This is a genomic window from Shewanella psychrotolerans (genome assembly GCF_019457595.1).
Classification (GTDB): domain Bacteria; phylum Pseudomonadota; class Gammaproteobacteria; order Enterobacterales; family Shewanellaceae; genus Shewanella; species Shewanella psychrotolerans.
In genome coordinates this window covers 272,332-290,458 of record NZ_CP080419.1, presented here as the reverse complement: position 1 = coordinate 290,458, position 18,127 = coordinate 272,332, and the positions used below count along the sequence as shown (strand labels likewise).

General features: G+C 44.8%; 14 protein-coding genes. 2 read left to right on the top strand and 12 right to left on the bottom strand.

Translation table 11 applies throughout. The features are described from left to right. Positions 1-19 precede the first annotated feature (19 nt). Positions 20-427: a glycine zipper family protein gene (locus tag K0I62_RS01365; RefSeq protein WP_232479471.1), complete on the top strand. Its 408-nt coding sequence runs from the start codon at positions 20-22 to the stop codon at positions 425-427. Positions 428-538: 111 nt separating this feature from the next. Here the strand turns inward: K0I62_RS01365 and K0I62_RS01360 are convergent, their stop codons facing one another. The 8 genes from K0I62_RS01360 to K0I62_RS01325 all read right to left on the bottom strand — a co-directional run bounded on the left by K0I62_RS01360 (position 539) and on the right by K0I62_RS01325 (position 9,694). Then, a complete protein-coding gene (locus tag K0I62_RS01360) occupies positions 539-1,294 on the bottom strand; it encodes an enoyl-CoA hydratase/isomerase family protein (protein WP_220069782.1) in 756 nt (251 codons plus the stop codon). Between the two features lie 42 nt (positions 1,295-1,336). After that, the gene (locus K0I62_RS01355) at positions 1,337-2,665 is read right to left on the bottom strand and encodes a serine hydrolase domain-containing protein (RefSeq protein WP_220069781.1); all 1,329 of its coding nucleotides are present in this window, start codon (positions 2,663-2,665) and stop codon (positions 1,337-1,339) included. 47 nt (positions 2,666-2,712) lie between these two features. After that, positions 2,713-3,486, bottom strand: a complete 774-nt coding sequence (locus tag K0I62_RS01350) for an enoyl-CoA hydratase-related protein (RefSeq protein ID WP_220069780.1) — start codon at positions 3,484-3,486, stop codon at positions 2,713-2,715. 86 nt (positions 3,487-3,572) lie between these two features. Then, complete coding sequence (locus tag K0I62_RS01345) at positions 3,573-5,153, bottom strand: AMP-binding protein (protein ID WP_220069779.1); 1,581 nt, start codon at positions 5,151-5,153, stop codon at positions 3,573-3,575. Positions 5,154-5,191: 38 nt separating this feature from the next. Beyond that, positions 5,192-5,662: a MaoC family dehydratase gene (locus K0I62_RS01340; protein ID WP_220069778.1), complete on the bottom strand. Its 471-nt coding sequence runs from the start codon at positions 5,660-5,662 to the stop codon at positions 5,192-5,194. Between the two features lie 82 nt (positions 5,663-5,744). Continuing rightward, positions 5,745-6,203 (bottom strand): MaoC/PaaZ C-terminal domain-containing protein, encoded by a 459-nt coding sequence (locus K0I62_RS01335; RefSeq protein WP_220069777.1) that lies wholly within the window; start codon positions 6,201-6,203, stop codon positions 5,745-5,747. Positions 6,204-6,328: 125 nt separating this feature from the next. Next, a complete protein-coding gene (locus K0I62_RS01330; protein ID WP_220069776.1) occupies positions 6,329-7,543 on the bottom strand; it encodes a CaiB/BaiF CoA transferase family protein in 1,215 nt (404 codons plus the stop codon). Between the two features lie 810 nt (positions 7,544-8,353). Further along, on the bottom strand, positions 8,354-9,694 hold the full coding sequence (locus tag K0I62_RS01325; protein ID WP_220069775.1) for a metal-dependent hydrolase family protein: 1,341 nt from the start codon (positions 9,692-9,694) through the stop codon (positions 8,354-8,356). Positions 9,695-10,503: 809 nt separating this feature from the next. Here K0I62_RS01325 and K0I62_RS01320 point away from each other — a divergent pair. Next, the gene (locus K0I62_RS01320; RefSeq protein WP_220069774.1) at positions 10,504-11,763 is read left to right on the top strand and encodes a carbohydrate porin; all 1,260 of its coding nucleotides are present in this window, start codon (positions 10,504-10,506) and stop codon (positions 11,761-11,763) included. 217 nt (positions 11,764-11,980) lie between these two features. Here K0I62_RS01320 and K0I62_RS01315 read toward each other — a convergent pair whose 3' ends face one another. From K0I62_RS01315 to K0I62_RS01300, 4 genes are all read right to left on the bottom strand, one after another. Next, complete coding sequence (locus tag K0I62_RS01315) at positions 11,981-13,687, bottom strand: hypothetical protein (protein WP_220069773.1); 1,707 nt, start codon at positions 13,685-13,687, stop codon at positions 11,981-11,983. A 184-nt stretch (positions 13,688-13,871) separates the two neighbouring features. Then, entirely contained in the window at positions 13,872-15,518 is a 1,647-nt protein-coding gene (locus tag K0I62_RS01310; protein WP_220069772.1) for an amidohydrolase family protein, read from the bottom strand. Between the two features lie 378 nt (positions 15,519-15,896). Then, the gene (locus K0I62_RS01305) at positions 15,897-16,850 is read right to left on the bottom strand and encodes a patatin-like phospholipase family protein (protein WP_220069771.1); all 954 of its coding nucleotides are present in this window, start codon (positions 16,848-16,850) and stop codon (positions 15,897-15,899) included. Between the two features lie 12 nt (positions 16,851-16,862). Beyond that, positions 16,863-18,125 (bottom strand): DUF4056 domain-containing protein, encoded by a 1,263-nt coding sequence (locus K0I62_RS01300; protein WP_220069770.1) that lies wholly within the window; start codon positions 18,123-18,125, stop codon positions 16,863-16,865. Positions 18,126-18,127 lie beyond the last annotated feature (2 nt).

Sequence of the window (18,127 nt, the reverse complement as noted above, 5' to 3'; positions counted from 1 at the left end):
TTGAACCTATAGGTCAATTATGAACAGAAAAACCTTGTTAATGAGTGCAACACTACTGCTATCAGTCTCTGCCTACACTCATGCCAATATCATAGTCGACACAAAAAATGTTGATACCAACCAATATCATGCTGATATGTATGAATGTGAACAGCTCAGTCAGCAAATAGAGCATTCTGAATCAAAGTCGTTAGGCCATGATCTGCTGGGCTCCGCCGCGAAAGGAGCGGCAATAGGCGCGGCTGGCGGTGCAATATCTGGTGGAAGCGGCTCTAATGGGGCAAAAACTGGCGCAGGGATAGGCATTATTGGTGGTGCCTTAAAACATGGTGCAGAAAAACGTCGAGCGGAACAGAATTTTGAGCAGCAAACGCAAAATGTCATGCGTAACTGCATGGTGGGCAGAGGTTATACTGTACTGAACTAATCCCCCCCGTGATCTACGGCCCATATCGATGATGAGCCACTTGTAGCATAGACATCCAATCTCAGCGAAAGGATGTCTATGACTAATACCAATCAGTTATACTCGCTCAGACTATTTAGCCTTCCAGTTAGGCGCGCGCTTTTCTGCAAACGCGAGAGCTCCCTCTTTTGAGTCTTCGGTTCGCATCAACCAATCAAAGCACTCTTTTTCTAATCGAACCGCTTGTGGTAATGGCATATCTAAGCCTTGCATTACCGCCTCTTTCATTTTCTGCACGGCCAGTGGCGCACTCTTAAGAATCTCTTCGGCAATCTGTTGGCATTTCGCCAATAGTTGATCTTCGGCCACCACATGATTCACCAAGCCTAAGCGGTATGCATCATTCGCATCGATTCGGCCACCAGTGTAAAGTAACTCAAGTGCAGCGCCTAAGGGGATCACACGGGGTAAGCGCTGGGTGCCATAACCGCCAGGAATCCAACCCAATCGCACCTCGCCAGAGCCAAAGTGGGCGTCTTCTGTACAAACGCGAATATCACAAGCTAATGCTTGCTCTAAACCACCACCGTTACAGTGGCCATGAATGGCGGCAATAACAGGTTTAGTGAGTGTAAGCATGCGAGGATATAAACGGTCAACAAAGCCTTCAGCGTCAGGTGATTTTACCCACTTGATATCGGTACCCACACAAAATGCACGTCCCTCACCACTGACAATACCCACCCGTAAACTCGGATCATTCTCCAGCTCTTCCCAGGCATCTGCAATAGCGTTATAGGTATCGCCATCACACGCGTTCATCACTTCAGGACGGTTAAGTCTCACGTGGATAATACCATTAGATTTTTCAACAATAACTTTAGTCATATCCATTTCCTTTTGGGTTTACAGTGAATTCACTTTAGGTTGCTATTTATCGAAAAGACCCGAAGTTGCTATAGGGCGGACAAATCGGTGAGCAGAGAGATCTTCGTTATTCACGTTAAAGTAGACGATGACGAGATCACGCGTAGGCGATACATACAGCCCTTGTCCCATCAAGCCAAACTTCATCAAATCACCATCCGGCCACACCAGATCCCATTGACGACTGTTGGCAATAAAGTCATCGGTGCCAACGCGATCGGCAAACACAGGTCCATCGAAACCTGCCATGATGAATTCATGAGAACGGACTTCACTATGAATGCGATTAAGAATCTCTTTAGAAACAACTTGTTCAGTTGCAATCTTTTGCCAACTTGGGGTGTAAAGCATACCGAAACGAGCAAAATCTCTTAGGTTACTGGACACCAGACCATGAACCGCGGCAATACCATCGGGAGTGAGGTGGAGCTGTAATGCCCCTTCGGCGCCAACTTTAGACCAAACTCGGCGATCAAATATCTGCGCCCAGCGATCCTGTTCGACTTCCTCAGCAAGAATAACCAGCATTTGTGTCAGCCCAGAAGCATAGTTAAAGGCCAATCCTGGTTCATCTTTTTTAGGCGTACTTCTCAGCACATCCCTTAAATTCTCGACGCCTCGGGTTTTATTTTCAAAGCCAAATTCAGATTCATAGACTCGCCTTGCAATATTGTTAGGATCGAACCGCGATTCTGTGGTGTCCTCTATATCCATCCCGGTAGCCATATCCATCACGTCTCGGGTTGTCACACCATCCCAGCTGGTGCCCTTAAAGTCAGGCAGGTAAGTGGTAATGGGCTTGTGCTGATCAATTTTGCCTTCGCTAATCAGCTGATCGATAACGAGACTCGCCATAGGTTTTGCACAGGACATCCATAAGTGATGATCTTCCTGGCGCATTCTTGGGTACTTCTCGTAAACAATTTTCCCTTGATGAACCACAAGAAACCCTTGGGCGAAGCTCGCTTGCTCAAGAAACTGATCTAAGCTCAATGGCCCTTTGAGCTTACTCACTGACATCATGTCAGCTTTAACCTTGCCAATTGCTGGCATGGGTGCCTTGGCTAACGCCATGACTCCCTGACGTGAAGGGAGAATCGCCGTAGGCAGAAACTCCGAGACTCTCATGTTGAAATAAGTTGATGCATCGCCACCGCTAAACAACTCATTGTAATCGGCATTACGCGTCTCTTTTTCAAGCTGCATTGGGAAGCCGTTAATAAATCTATCTAACGGGGTTGGTTCGGTAGCAGCAATCGTTGCTGTCGTAAAAAGTGCCGTCGCCAATAAAAATATTCTATTTATTTTCAACGGCTTGATTAAAGCTGACATAGTTAGTTTCCTGTTTTAGATTTAATGGGGTATATACAAAGTGCGAGTTAATACTGCTTGTAGTTAGGCTTACGCTTTTCTGCAAACGCTGCCATCCCCTCTTTTTTATCAGCTGTACCAAATAGCGCATGGAATAGACGGCGTTCAACTTTGCGACCTTCAGTTATGGGCATTTCCGCTTGCTGATTCACCGATTCTTTACCAGCAAGAACCGCTAGACGTGGGTTATTGGCAATCTTAGTCGCTAGCTTTACCGCCTCCTCAACGACATCGCCCTCTACGACCTCGGTAATCAAACCTATGCGCTCGGCCTCTTCGGCTTTAATCCAATCTCCGGTTAAGATATAACGCATCGCCTTATATTTACCGATTCGGTGAGCCATACGCTGGGTGCCACCACCACCAGGGATCACACCAAGTGTCACCTCTGTCAGACCAAACTGAGCCGTTTTATCCGCAAGGATCATGTCACACATCAATGAGATCTCAGTTCCGCCACCAAATGCAAAGCCTCTCACAGCAGCAATCACTGGTTTACGCAGCTCAGCCACTTGATCCATGTAAGCTGCATAATCTTTTTGGTACGCTTCTTCAAACTCTACGTCAGCAATCCACTTTAAGTCGGCGCCAGCGCAAAAAGCTTTTTCTCCACCGGCTAGAATCATACAGCCCACGGAATCATCGGCGTCAAAGGCTTTAAGTGCATTGGTCACATCTTCTACAACCTGTTGATTAAGCGCATTCATTGCTTCTGGACGGTTAAAGGTCACTATGCCAACCTTCCCTTGTCGTTCTGTTTTAACAAACTGGTAATTGTCCATCTTTACTTCTCCATGTAACGGTTTCTGATGAGTCATTTTCAAACATTGAACTAAACACTAAGGATTAATTAGGGGACACTACAGCTTTAATCTGAATCTATAGAGGGTAGCGACTCGCGTAATTTGGCCTTGGCAATTCTGTCTAGTGTTGAACGAGGAAACTCTTCAACAAAAATCACCGTTTTTGGCACCTTAAAGTCAGCCAATGTCACTATACAGTGATCGATGATCTTTTGTTCCAACTCCTTTTTGGACAGCGTGTTACCTGCATCATTAGGTCTAATAAAAGCAGCGGGAACATCGCCAAGCATGTAATGTTTTTGGGCGACAACGGCAGACTCTAGAACCAAGCCTGTGTCATTAATGGCGGTTTCAATTTCCAGCGCAGCGACATTTTCGCCACCTACACGAAGCATATCCTTGTCTCTATTAAGGAAATACATCCAACCATTTTCATCAATACGCACGACATCCCCAGTATCCAGCGCGCCGCTATCATCGAAGGCTTCTTCGGTTTTTTGCGGATTTTGATAATACTCTTTAAAGAGTGATATCCCCCTGACGCCGCGAATATACAAACGCCCCTGCTCTCCCGGTCCAGCTAGAGCACCGTCGGGTTTACGTACTTCTAACTCATAAAGAGGAGAGGGCCTACCCATACTGCCTGCAGGCCCGGGATGATCGGCATCTGTGACAATGCAAGACGCTAACGTCTCCGTCATTCCCCAAAGTGCCAGGGTCTGAACGCCAAACTCTTTCTCCGCATCAGGAAGCCTTTCTAAGCCGAGCAATATACGCACCTTATGCTCTGGAACCGGTCTGCCTTTGAGCGCCTTAAATGAAAATGGAATCATAGACACCCAGGTCACACCGTGTAACGCACAGGTATCCCAAAAGCGCGATGCCGAAAACTTAGGATGCACCACTAGAGTCCCACCAGACCAAAGCGTCGAAAGTAGGGTGATTTGCGCATTAGCGTGGAACAAGGGCATATACACTAAGGTAATATCCTCCCTCCTCAGCCTCAGGTTCATTGCCATCGCTTTACCACCCCACAAGGCATTGGCGTGAGTCCACAGGGTGGGCTTAGGCTTTGATGTGGTCCCAGAGGTAAATTGGATAGCAAAATTGCGATCAGGATCATGGGCAAGAGGCGGTAATGCCTCATGGCTAAAGATCTGCTCAAACTCTTCAACACTATGAGTCACAGCACTTTTATCGATAGCGCCTGTGACTATCATCTGGATGCAGTCTGAACAGGCATCAGCGACAATTTCCGCATAGTGTGGGTCAGTTATCACACAAACAGGCTGCATCACCTCTACAAAATATTGAATATTTTCAGGGGCTGAACGAGTATTTGTGGTCACTGGCACCGCGCCTAAGTAAGCGCAGCCAAACCATGCAATCAGAAATTCAGGGGAGTTATCCAGGTGCATCAGGACAAAGTCCCCGAGGCCAACACCACGAGCCTTTAAACCGGCAGCAAAACGTTTGGCATCATCAGCAAGTTCTGCATAGGTCCATTTACGTACCGCTTTATCGAATGGTGCCCAGATAACAAACGTCTTATCGGGTTGGCGCTCAACCCACTGGTTGAGCACCCAAGTGACATCCATACCTCTGAATAAAGCAAATTTAGAATATGAGTTTTCAGCTAGAGTCATAGAAAAATCAGCCTAGTCATTCGTCAGAGAGATAAAAGTTAAGGGTTTCTCTTTTCAACGAAAATCACATGATGTGCGACACATACCACTTCATCATTCTGATTGGTGGTGATTTTCTCTTCGGTGATCAGTCCATGGGTTTTCTTCTTAGGATGATCTCTTTTATCGATAACGGTCATTTTGACCTTAATGGTATCGCCCTCAAACACAGGGTTAGGATATCGAATCTTGTCATAGCCATAGGACATACCATGAGGGTTTAGCGGTTCCCCCTGAATACACAAGCCAGTACTGATACTGAAGGTGGCGTTACCGTGAATAATGGGTTTCTTGAAAGGCTGGGTCTTACACCATTCATCATCGGTATGATGGGGCATCCAGTCACCTGAGTGCATGGCATGCATGACAAAATCGGTTCTTGTGATCGTTCTGCCTGCTGTCTCACGGGTTTCACCAATCTCAAAATCTTCGAAAAATTTGGCGACTTCTTTATATGTAGATTGGGACATCTTGCTCTCCTTTAAGATGTATCTATGTTACAAATCCTTCCTGTCAGCGATGGCCCACTCATTTAGTGGGCCCGCTTGTGTCTTAAGAAGGCTCTCTCTTGGTGGCATAAAGCACATGCTCAACAAAAGCGACGGTTTCGCCTCTTTGATTGGTCGTAGTCTCAGTTTGTGTCAGTAAGCCATGGGTCTTACTTTTCGGATGGTCTTGCTTATCCGTAATTTTGACTTCTACTTTGATGGTGTCGCCTGGAAAAACAGGGGCAGGATAACGAATCTTATTGTAGCCATAGGCCATAATATTAGGGTTTTCTGAAGAAGACTGAAAAATAAGGCCAGTACTAATACAGAATGTCATATTTCCGTGGGCCAGACGTGTCTTGAAAGATTGCTTTTTAGCAAACTCCTCATTGGTATGATGAGGTTGCCAGTCACCAGAATGCATGGCATGGGTCACAATGTCTGTTTCAGTAATGGTGCGAGCCGATGTCACATATGACTCGCCAATTTCGAAATCTTCAAAAAACTTAGCATCTTCACTCATGTGATTTTCCCTTTATCTTTTAGAGATATAACGCTCTTTTAAACATCAATAAGAGATGCGAGTCGTAATAAAGCGGAGCTAACCAAACTTTAAAATGCTCGCATCACTAGATGGCTCTCATAACACTATCGAGGTAAACCAATGGCGTGCGCTTCAGCCATAGCTTTAATTTCCTCTTCGCTATAGCCCAAGGCGGTCAATTGGGCAACTGTGTGCTCTCCCACCGCAGGCGGATTTTGAGGTTTAACCTTTTCAAGACCATTACCTTGTATCTGTATTGGGCTATCGATGGTGCGGATCCCGTCTGTCCCTTCAACTTCAGGGAAGCATCCATTGGCTATCATATGTTCATCGCGGGTACATTCTTCAGTCGTTTGAACAACACTAAAGTTAACCCCAAACGCTTTAAGTCGTTTTGACACTTCCGTTAGGTCATGCTCACCCACAATTTTTTGCATTTCGGCAAACAGTTCGGTGCTGTTTTCGGCTCGTAACTCTGGCGTAGTAAAACGCTCATCCCCTTTGAGATAGTCAGCGCCAAAAGCATCACGTAAGTTATCAACGTTATTGGGATTTAACTCGACGATAATGATGTAACGGCTGTCTTTGGTTTTGTAGACACCACCGCTGATGGGATTTGGCCATTCGGTTCTGTGGAATTTTTGCATTGCAGGGGCACCGACTAATGCAGCCTGCATCATGCTGGAATTCGCCCAAATACCGTTATTGAGAAGAGATGTCGAAACAAATGAGCCTTGGCCTGTGCGCTCTCTATGGTAGAGGCCGGCCATAACGGCACCAAATAAGGCGGTCGCCGTATTGAGATCGCCACCACCGACAGGAAGAGGCACTGGGTCGCTATCTTTAGGACGTAACTCTTCCATCATACCACTGCGCGCATACCAAGCCGTCATATCGAAACCAGGCGCGTCTTTGTCTGGACCTTCCAGGCCAAAGCCGTTGATCCACGCATAAACCACGTTAGGATTTATCGCTTTAATATCATCATAGGTATGCTTAAGCGCTTGTTGCACTTTACGAGGTGAGTTTGTCAGAAACACATCGCAATCTGCTGCGAGTTTCGCTAACACCTCTTGGGCTTTAGGATCTTTCAGGTTTAACGCAACCGATTTTTTGGTGCGATTTTGAATGTAAGTGGTATAAGGAATTTTACTTGGTGGCATACCGGCAACTTGGTTACCGTAGCGCCACAAGTCTCCCATAGGAGGTTCAACTTTAATCACTTCGGCACCAAGATCAGCAAGAATCACTGTGGCGGAAGGGGCGGCAGCCATAGAAGCGACTTCAACAACTTTAATTCCTTCTAAAATTTTTGACATTTTTTACGCTCTCCTGTTTTAAAATTCACTGCATCCAGCATATAGGTAAGTTGATTACCTTTAAGATTTGGCCTTGCCGAATGAAACTTACCAAATGCTTTATCTCAGATAGTTAACCAGCACAAACTATAGGCTGTAGAGCTGAACCGTGCTGCAACTCAGGTTCTGTTCTAACTAACATCACAATTATTTCAATTTAATTTCAATCGCTAAAATGGGTTCAAAATAAGTGTGAAATCTTCTTGTATCGCTCATCAGATAAAATCATCACGATACGAACTCTATTGGATATCCACGTATTAGATGCAAACTAGCTACACGAGAAAACCGTGCTTTAAGAGGTGTTATACAAGCGTGTTGAGGGGCTAAAAATCAGCTGATAGGCATTGAATATCATACATATCCCTATTCGGTGTTCTGGCCTCTCTCATCTTACAAGGCCAGTCAAAAAGTGATTAATCTCTCTTTAAAACCGAAGATTTAAAGAGCGATCGACCAACCTTTTCACCCTAAGTGGTTTATCCATCCGCGGTTAATATTTAAGCAAATGGCACTGCCGTATTTTGTGACTCATATCTCGTTTTAGGTATTTATGGGCTTTTTATAACTATTTCCAACTTATGGGTGACACGCCCACCAATAGAAATAAAACGATGACTAAATAGCTAGATAATGAGTCTGTGGCGAGTCAAATAAAGAGATGATAGCCACGCATACTGCTTGTGGGGCGTTATGCAACCAGATAGGTCGTTTTTAACGCATTTGGCCGCCTCAAATTGAGACGGCCAAATGCTTAGAAGGGTAACGCTATTAGTTCAACGCGTTTTTATAGACCTTGCCATCTTTCATAATCAAATCGAAGTTCTTATCGGGATCCGCAACCAAATTTAAGTCTTCCAATGGATTCCCATTAACTAATATCAAATCCGCATAGGCGCCTTCAGTGATCCGACCCAAAGGTCCTTTGCGGTATGGATGACGGGGACCTGCCAGCTCCATTAACTCAGCATTGTCTGACGTAGCCATTTTTAACGCTTCATAAGGGGTAAACCAGCGGCTGAGTTTACTTAGGTACTTACCCTGTTTAGCCGCCATTCCTGGATCCATAATGGCATCTGTACCGAAAGCGATTTTCACACCGATTTTTTTAGCCAGTTTATAAACGTTATCTGTACCATCAGTGGCCTTTATCCATTTCTTTGTTGATTCAGGATTAGGGAAAACCATCCTATCTTCGTCATCAACCAAGGGCTGTGTACTGAGCCAAACCCCATTTTTCTTCATCATTTTCAGGGTATCACTGGAAAGCAACATGCCATGCTCGATGCTTTTAATACCCGCTTTCACCGCCATTTTGACGGCTTCATCGGTAAAAACGTGCGCCGCGACATAGCTGTTATAACTCCTAGCGACATCAACAATGGCTTCCATCTCTTCAAGTGAGTACTGCCTAACATCTAAAGGGTCAAAAATAGATGCTACACCGCCACCCGCCGCAATTTTGATCTGACTTGCTCCCATGCGGAAAATTTCACGAGCACGCTTACGCACTTCAGGTACGCCGTCTCCAATGACAAAGAAGCCACTCTTTCCCCAATAATCTAAGGATGTCTCAGAAGGGATATCATGCGGTAGGCGATAGTCATAATGCCCACCTGTTTGGCTAAGTGGTGGTCCTGCCACTAACATACGAGGGCCAGGGATCACACCTGAATCAATCAGTTTTTTTAGCGAGAAACTATTACCACCGATATCTCTAACCGTGGTGAAGCCACGCATTAAGGTTTTCTCTGCGGTGGGTACTGCCCGCGCCGCAATTTCGTATGCATCACCAGTAAGAAGTGTGATTTGAGGCACTTCAGCCATGGTCATATGCCAGTGGGCGTCAGTTAACCCAGGAATTAATGTGCGGCCACCACCGTTAATCACAGTAGCACCTTCAACCGTTAGGTTTTCGGTAGACACCCGAGTGATTAAGTTTCCTGTGATTAAAACATTGGCATTTTTGATGAGGTCTTCATTTACACCGTCAAAGACATTGACGTTGGTGATGAGTGTTTGGGGTTCGGGGGCCACCTCTTCAGACAGCACAGTTGAGGATGTTAACAACGCGGCCATAGTGCCCGCGATTAGATACAGAATTTTTCTCATGTTTAGCTCCATTTTACAATGAGTTACTGTTTCGCTCTGTGTTAGATTTCACTCTTTATTATGGTGAGTGACTGATCAATGCTCTCCCGATAATTTGGCATCGTAATTATCTTTATCACTAACGGGTAAAAGTTATGCCGTATTGCTGATTACAGCGTATGTTGTTGATTCAAAGTTCAAACGCCACTATGCGTAAACAAGGACCCTGTTTAGTGCTGGGAAATATCGGCCAGATTTTTTCAACTTACCTTTGCAAATCCGTTTCAAAAGTTTGCTTTACTCATACCGCCTTCATTAATTGCCATTAAGGTCTTAATCTTAGTCCTATGACCGCGAATTACAAAAATATTTCTTATGTTGAGCCCGCATTTTTTACGGTAACCAACTGATTATGAATATTTATTATAAATAGCTTCACGAGACAAATGACATCTAAAGCCAAGTGTGGCCTGAGCAAAACAATTTATCAACTTAGTAGTTGATGAATAAATATAAGTGTTCAATGAGTAAGCGTGCATTTAGATAAGGCGATAATGCATTGAAACATTTATTTAGCTGTGGCTGTTAACCAGAAAAATTTATTTAAAGCTAGATTAACCCCACCAAGGCTATATTGAACGTGAAATTTTTATGGCAATAAAATCACGCTAATAAAGAGTAATTTAATTCCAAAAAATCAGATGATTAGCTAGTATGAATAGATATATTTAAGACGAAAAACTTAATATTTGTATAGACACTTTAGGACGACTAGGCTTTCCCGAGTCAACTTGGGTCATCTCAGCTACAGCAAGGAATGAGGAAGTAAGATGAAAAGAACGCTTAATATCTCAATAGTTACAACGGCACTGCTATCATATTTTGCCAGCCCAATGTTTGCCACTGCCAAGGAGACGAATACCGAATTCGAAAATGTCGCTGTAATGAAAGATAAGACAGGGCCCTCTGACTTCGAGGCCTGGAATCAGACCAAGCAAAGCTGGCAAAAAGAGTATGGACTGCAACTTGGAATGGATTACAACATGCTTGGTTTACAGGCCGTTGATGCCATTGGCGACTCAAGCGCTGCATCTGGTGCTGTGCGAGTGTATGGACAATGGGACTTGGTCAAGACAGATTCAGGCTCAACGGGAGGGGTTGTCTTTAAGTTCGAACATCGCCATAAATACACAGAGACATCGCCAAAAGAATTTGGCCTAGCAGAGCTTGGCTATATCGGTTTTGTTCACTCTTTATATGGCGATCAAGGATTTCGAGTCACACACTTATTTTGGCGTCAATCCATGCTAGATAATCGTATGGTGACCTATCTTGGTTTTCTCGATATGACCGATTATACCGACTTTTACCCGTTGGCTAGCCCTTGGAACGATTTTAATAACGGCGTATTTTCTTCAGGTAGTGGAACCATTGGCGGCCTTCCTGATGGTGGACTTGGTATTATGTTGGGCGGATTTATTACCGATAAAGTCTATGGCTCTGCCAGTATCATGGACGCCAAAGGCAATGCCTCTGATCTACTCCAAGGCGCTGAAGATCTGTTTGACTCTGGCGCAACATGGAAAAGCCTGGAAATAGGCTATACACCTTCTCGAGATATGCTGTTTATCCAAAATGCTCATCTCACTTTTTGGCAACGAGATGAGGTGGGTAATGATGAAGAAGGTTACGGCATCAACGTTAACCTTTCAGGATTAATAGAAAAACAATGGCTTCCCTTTATCCGCTACGGTTGGGCCGAAGATGGTGGCGCAATGTACGACTCTTCTCTCAGCGCAGGCTTTGGTTATATTCCAGCGCAACGTAGCGAGGATATGTTCGGCTTAGCATTTAACTGGGCAAGTACCATGGCAAGTACATTTGGCAATATTGATTTTGAAGATCAATATACTGCTGAACTCTATTACCGCGCTCAGGTATTACCTTGGCTGCAACTTTCACCAAGCGTCCAAGTCATTAATCACACCGCGATTAATTTCGATGCGATTGAAATCGGCGACCTTGAACATATATTTATAGAAGATAAAACGGATGTGGTATTTGGGGTTAAGGCACGCTTTGCCTTCTAGCGTTGAGGCTGAAAAAAGCCCAAGTACTAGCTATCTCAACTTGCCCTATTTATCAGCATGATTCATAGGGCTCTGCAAACAGCGATCCCTATGAATTGACAACTCGGCTAAATACGACACTGAGTAACACGCTTACGAAGAGGTTATGCATAAGCCTGTGAAATAGCGCCAGAATAATTTCTGGCGCTATTTTAAGACAATTTAGAAGGATAACCGTTTAGAAACGATAACCAAAGCTGATAGTTACGGCATCACGGGTTTCACCAAAGTTATACAGTGCTGTAATGTTATAGTGTCGGCCGATTTGCTTGTTAAAGCCAACCAAATAAGCCCACTCATTTAATTTAACACCCACATCATATTCGAAATCACCTTCTAATGCTTCGACATAGCCTAAGTTACCACTAAGACGGGAGTCGAGACCTTGATATTCTGCTCCCACCAAAATTTGCGCCCGGTAGTCCACCAGCTGATAACCTATCATAGGTTGCACCACCAATAACGTGTCTCCCCAAGAGCTCTGGCCCTCTAATCGCGTCTTAGAGACGGTTGCATTTAATGTAGCAAAGAACTCCCGATAGCCAATCGCAAAGGTGGTTCCTGCACCCACTAAATCGTAATCTAGCTCCAAGGGAATACCTAACCGAGATTCATCGCACAACGGCAATCCATCATCAGCCAAGGACTCACACAATGCATCACCCAGCTTCAATATATCCCCATTAAGGCGATCACGGATCTTATTCATCGTCGCTGCTGTGTATTGCGCATCGATATCTGCCCGCACCTTAATCTTACCTAGCAAAGCATAAACGTTCCAAAAGGGTAAAATAAACACATCACCACGAAGCGAAACACTCTCTGCCGTAACCGAAGCAAAACTTCTACTCGGATCAAAATCTTTATCTAAATTTTGGTAACCAAGCTTCCCTAAGCCTAAATTGAAGGTATCAAAACCCAAGTCCATGTTTTGGTTGCGATATGCTAGGGAAATACCATAGGGAAGCGGCAGATCGATACCTTGCTTTCGAACGAGATCAGCCATCAAAGGGAAGGTACGATCGAGTGCTATTTTTTGCTCTCGAATACGGGGATCAGAAACGACTTCAAACAGCTTCTCATTCTTCACTTCGATACCAGTCACATCATCATAGAAAACCACTGGTGTTGTGATCACTTCCAGTTTTGCGGGTTTGCCTTTAAAGGTACCCTCGGCAATGACTGATTTTGTTTTGACATACAGGGAGCCATCACTCAGTTTGTCGAAGATGATCTCTTGATGATAGTCACTGATGTTATAGCGTCCATACTCAAATGGCGCGGAATTCACAACAACCATTTTTTGCGGTTGACGATCAACCACATGAATATTGACTTTCATAAAACGAAAATAAGCAACATCTTGAGGCAGCGCATATTTTGAGTAATTGAAACTCACTATCGCCGTTCTATCATCAATATCTTTAACCACGATGGAAGCAGCATCATAATTATCAGCATACTGACGCAACTTATATTCAGTTCGAGACAGATATTCGATTGAGTCAATTACGTCGCCATCATCGACTAGGGAAAGACCATCTTTATCTTGGGAAAGTTGATCCGGAAAATATTTTACTCTCAAATCAATCACTCCCTTCTCATTAGTTGTCTGAACTAAATAGAAAGAGGATTTAGCGGCGTTACCATCAATGGTGGTGATCTTCTCAACATGCTCAACAATATGATCTCCCTGCGTCAGAGAGCTGATGCCATATTTAGGCAAGTGGTTAGGTATGCCATATTGTTCAAAAACGGTTTCAGCGGTCGCAGCTGAGTACGGCAATGCGATATAACCCAAGACTATGGCAAGCGCTCGAATGCCGTTTTTACTCATCAATGCGCATTGCACGCGCTGATAGATTAAGTGGATAAAGTTAGCCAACGGCTACATCTCCTTGTTAACTAATAAATGTTGGTGTGAGAGAAACATCTGTCACAATCACGAATTTAATATGAAAATCAATACAATCGATTAACAACATGACTTTAGTTCAAAATGTAACAAAAAGACATTGAAATCATACAATAAATGCATAGCAATCAATGATTGCTATGCATTTGGCTTTCTATGGCTTAGCTAAACCACCGTCATCGATACTTATCGGTCTAATGACATGTTGTTCTGACCATGACTCAACGGTCACTGGCTTAAACTTGCCTTTAGCCTCGACAGGGAAACGAATTGACTTGCCTGGTTTAACGCTTAAGTCAAAGACTCCCTTATTCACTACGGGGACACCGCTCACGATGACATAGGGGATACCCGAGGTAGGCAACCCTTGCTCTCCCATCGTGTAGGTGGCGTTATCTTTAACCGTTAGCGGGTCAAAGATAGTAATGTCAGCGACTTTGCCTTCTTGCAATCGGCCACGCATCTTCATCGATTCAAGCCCAGTATCACCTAGGTGTTTCGCCGGCCAGTAAGACATTTGCGCAATAGTAAACATCAATGGCACTCCTAGCTCACGTGCTTTTGACAACACTTTTCCTCGTGTACCTGCGGTGCGTGGATGACCAACATATTCAGTGGGGTTTAAATCCCAAGAATCGATCCCTTTTCCTGACCACATAGCATCGGATGCCACTATCATATGGGGCATACGTAACCAGAACGGAAGCCATTCATCTCTCTTGCGGTTAAACGCAAAAATAGAACGATCAGGATGCTCTTTAGAGGTTTTTTCCCATTCAGCCTGAGTTAAAAATTTATTTTGTACAGGATCGAAGATCACCTCTTCGTATGGCAAGCCACCACTTAGCACTTTGAATTTGTCTGGGTGAAAGAACTCCGCAGAGATCGCGGTAGAGGCGGCTGTATAAGGATAGTACTCAGACCACACGTTGTAGCCCTGCTCCCTGGCTGCCTGCAGTTTTTCCTCATTTTCCCACCAACCGTACTCATTGTTATGGTTCAGATTTAACGGTGCATCGAGTGCTATCGCATTGGCAAAAATCTCACTAAATCCAAGAGGTCCCTCTGGATTACTCGGGTTACCATGAAAACGCACATGGGCACCCGTAAAGCGACCATAGCGTGCAGCCGCCTCTTGTGATTTAAACATCTCATAGGTGGTGACGCCTTGCGTCATGTAACCTACTGTCGAGGAAAGGCCTAACGCTCCCTGACGAAACTCTTCGTCTAGGTATTCCAAGATTTGGTTGAGTTGTTCTTTAGAGCTGCGAGACACAGACCAGCCCGGTGTACCGTCTTGCATGGACTTGCCTCGAAGTTCAAAAACGGTTGTGGCATCATTTGGCTTGCTGGTATCAATTTCTGTATCGTGTACGCGCATCCGTGTCATTTCTTGGCTGACACCCGTACCATAGTTTAACGGCCACCCCTTATCCTTTTCGGCATACCACTTAGCAACATGAATGGCCCCCGCTTCTAAATCCATACCTGTGGTCACACCGTCTAACGCCGCAAGCTTTAATGACAAGCCATCTAGCGCATGAAAATGTGTATCAATGAAACCAGGAGCAACAACATGCTTGCTAGCATCTATCGTTTTACTGCCCTTTATATCGTCAGGCGTGATCTTAACGATCATCCCATCTTTAATACCGACATTCAGTACTGCATCTAACATGGTTTCCGGGTCTATCACTCGGCCGTTCTTTATCACCAGATCGTAATCTGCAGCATAAGCTGAAAAACTACATGCAAGCGATAGGCACAGCACACCATAACCAATGTTTCTTCTAAACCTCATAACAACTCCTTTGACTTTGAGATAGTTAGGCAAAAAACCGAACAGGCAATTTTATGATGCGCTGATCATTAGGACTCACGCCCCCCAAAGCACCATATTAATCATTGCTAAACCTTTTACGACAACACTTCGCACAGATATAAAATCAGTAGGCCACCTTATTGTAGAACGATTCAGTGCACATTGAATCAACAATTCCAATGATTTGGCAAATTTTGCATCAATTAATTAAGGCTTTCCATGAGCCGGGAAAGCCTTAGTTCAAGGTGCTAACCAAGCGATGAAATGTTGCTCTTTTAGAGGATCAAGAGATCTTCTCACCAATCGATTGCAGATGAAGTGATACTGCTAACAGTAAAAGAAGAAACTAAATTGATATTAATGTGAACGGTTCAATTTCAACTTAAGTTCGGGCAATTGCGCTTTCATCGCTTCATAACCCACCTGCTGGGCTTCCCTGCGTGTTTCTCCATCACCAAAATTAATTAAGCTAGGGTCTGGAGCCGTTGGCACTAACACGATATCTGCGCTGTGAAGTTCATCTTTAGCGATAATACAGCTTTGAAGCCAAAAGGTGTTTGCCATGGCATCTATTGCACTGTAGTCCAGTGGAGGCGGTATACTGCAAAAGACATCGATACCGATAACGATATCGGCCCCCAGCTGCCGGGCAGCGTATACGGGAACCAGTGAAAGCACTCCACCATCAACCAGAATATCGCCATGGTGATAAATTGGCACAAAGGCGCCGGGCACACTCGATGATGTTTGTACCGCCTGGCCTATATCACCTGCAGTAAACACTACCGCTTTGTGCTGAGTTAAGTTGGTGGCGACAATACCTGTAGTGATGGGTAGCTCTTGAATATCATCATAGCCAGTCTGCGTATTGACCCACTCAGCCAACGCCTTGCCTTTTAATAGGCCTGCACCCGAAAAATTAATATCGATAATGTCGTGTTCGTTGAATTCAAATATTTTACGTTCTATGTCGGCGTATTCATTACTACTGTATAGCGCCGCCGCAATTGAACCGATCGATGTCCCGGTGACGATATCGGCTTTAATTCCCGCTTCTTCAAGCGCCTTAATGACGCCAAGATGCACTAAGCCTCGCGCTGCACCACCGCCAAAGGCGATTGCCAGCTTAGGTTTATGCGCTATGGTAGCTTGCTCTTTAAAGGGTGTAGCCGACACAGGAGGCAGCCGAATCTCTTGGGCTGTAAGCTCGCCATATTGATTTACACTTGAGCATCCATATGTCCCCACACACAACAAAGCGACAAGGAATCCTTTGTACATCTGTTGCCAAACTGGAGCGTTACTCATCATAAGTTCTCAGTATTAGTTCTCAGTATCATCAGTTTTCAGCATCTCTAGGTCTTTGCTGTCTTGCTCTTTGGCATATTGTGCAATCACAGGAAACTGTGGATGTTCAATTCGCGTAGACCAGATTGCCGCAGGAATATGGTTAAAGGTCTCTGCATAGCTCGCATCTATCTCTAGCACTAGCTTTGCAACATCATCTAATTCAACCGACTCCACATTGGCAGGTAAGGAGATCACCGTGGGTGATGCATCGGAAAGATGCTGCAAGTCAGGATACTTGTCTGCCAATGCCTTTGGCAGTAGATAGGGAACCTGACGATCGCCAAGGTCGTAGTGACGCTGCAAAACCATATACTTATTTGGGATCGGCTCCTGTGAGTTCCACCATATCCCATCTACGGCCGCTAACACGGCCTTAGACTCAGCCTTCTCGACAATTCCCAGCTCTTTTAAGGTCGCATTTAGCCACAAGCTGGCGTTTTGGTTGTAATCAGTTTCACTTAAGACTTTATGTTGCTTGATTAAATTAAGCGTAATCTTGGCACCCAACATATTGGAATAGAGATCTTCGAGCGAGTATGCCGAAATGGTTTCTGGCCACCCAGAAAAGCTCGCATATCCATGCCACTGCGCAATTTCGTGAGACTCAGCTTTAAAATACGCTAGACGTGCAGCCAAGTGCGCCGCCACTAGCCATTTTTGCTCATCGTTGAGTCGCGCCACATCGAAAGCCTTCATTTCGATATATCTAGGCCCAAGCTCGGCGGGTAGCTCGATACGATGGTCATTGCCTAAATTGCTCAGTATTTCGAAAAATAAGCCTATCGTGTCATCAGCGGTATCGCGTACATGCGCCAGGTCGATAAAACCGCCTTTCGCCGAATATAAAATGCCGTTGCTTTCACCGCCGCCATGGCCGAGTGCCGATGACGAGGAAGGTGTGTAATGATAGATACCGCTTGCAAACTTATGTGGACCGATATGCTCAAGTCCCACAACATTGCGCAGTCTGAAAAAAGGGATGGGAACAGACCCAAGATTAACCTTCTGCATATCGCCAAATGCACAGCAGGGACGCACATTTTGAGGCACGGCTAACTGCGGCAAGTTGGAGCCAGTCATATTCCAACGCTTAGTCGCCGGTTGCTCGACGGTCAGCATTTCTGCCACCTCATCTGACGTCGGCTCAGAATGAATTTGCCAGCTGTTAGCCGCACAGCCCGCGAGTAAATAACATGCACCTAGTGCATAAAAATAACGTGAAAACATACAGTTCATAT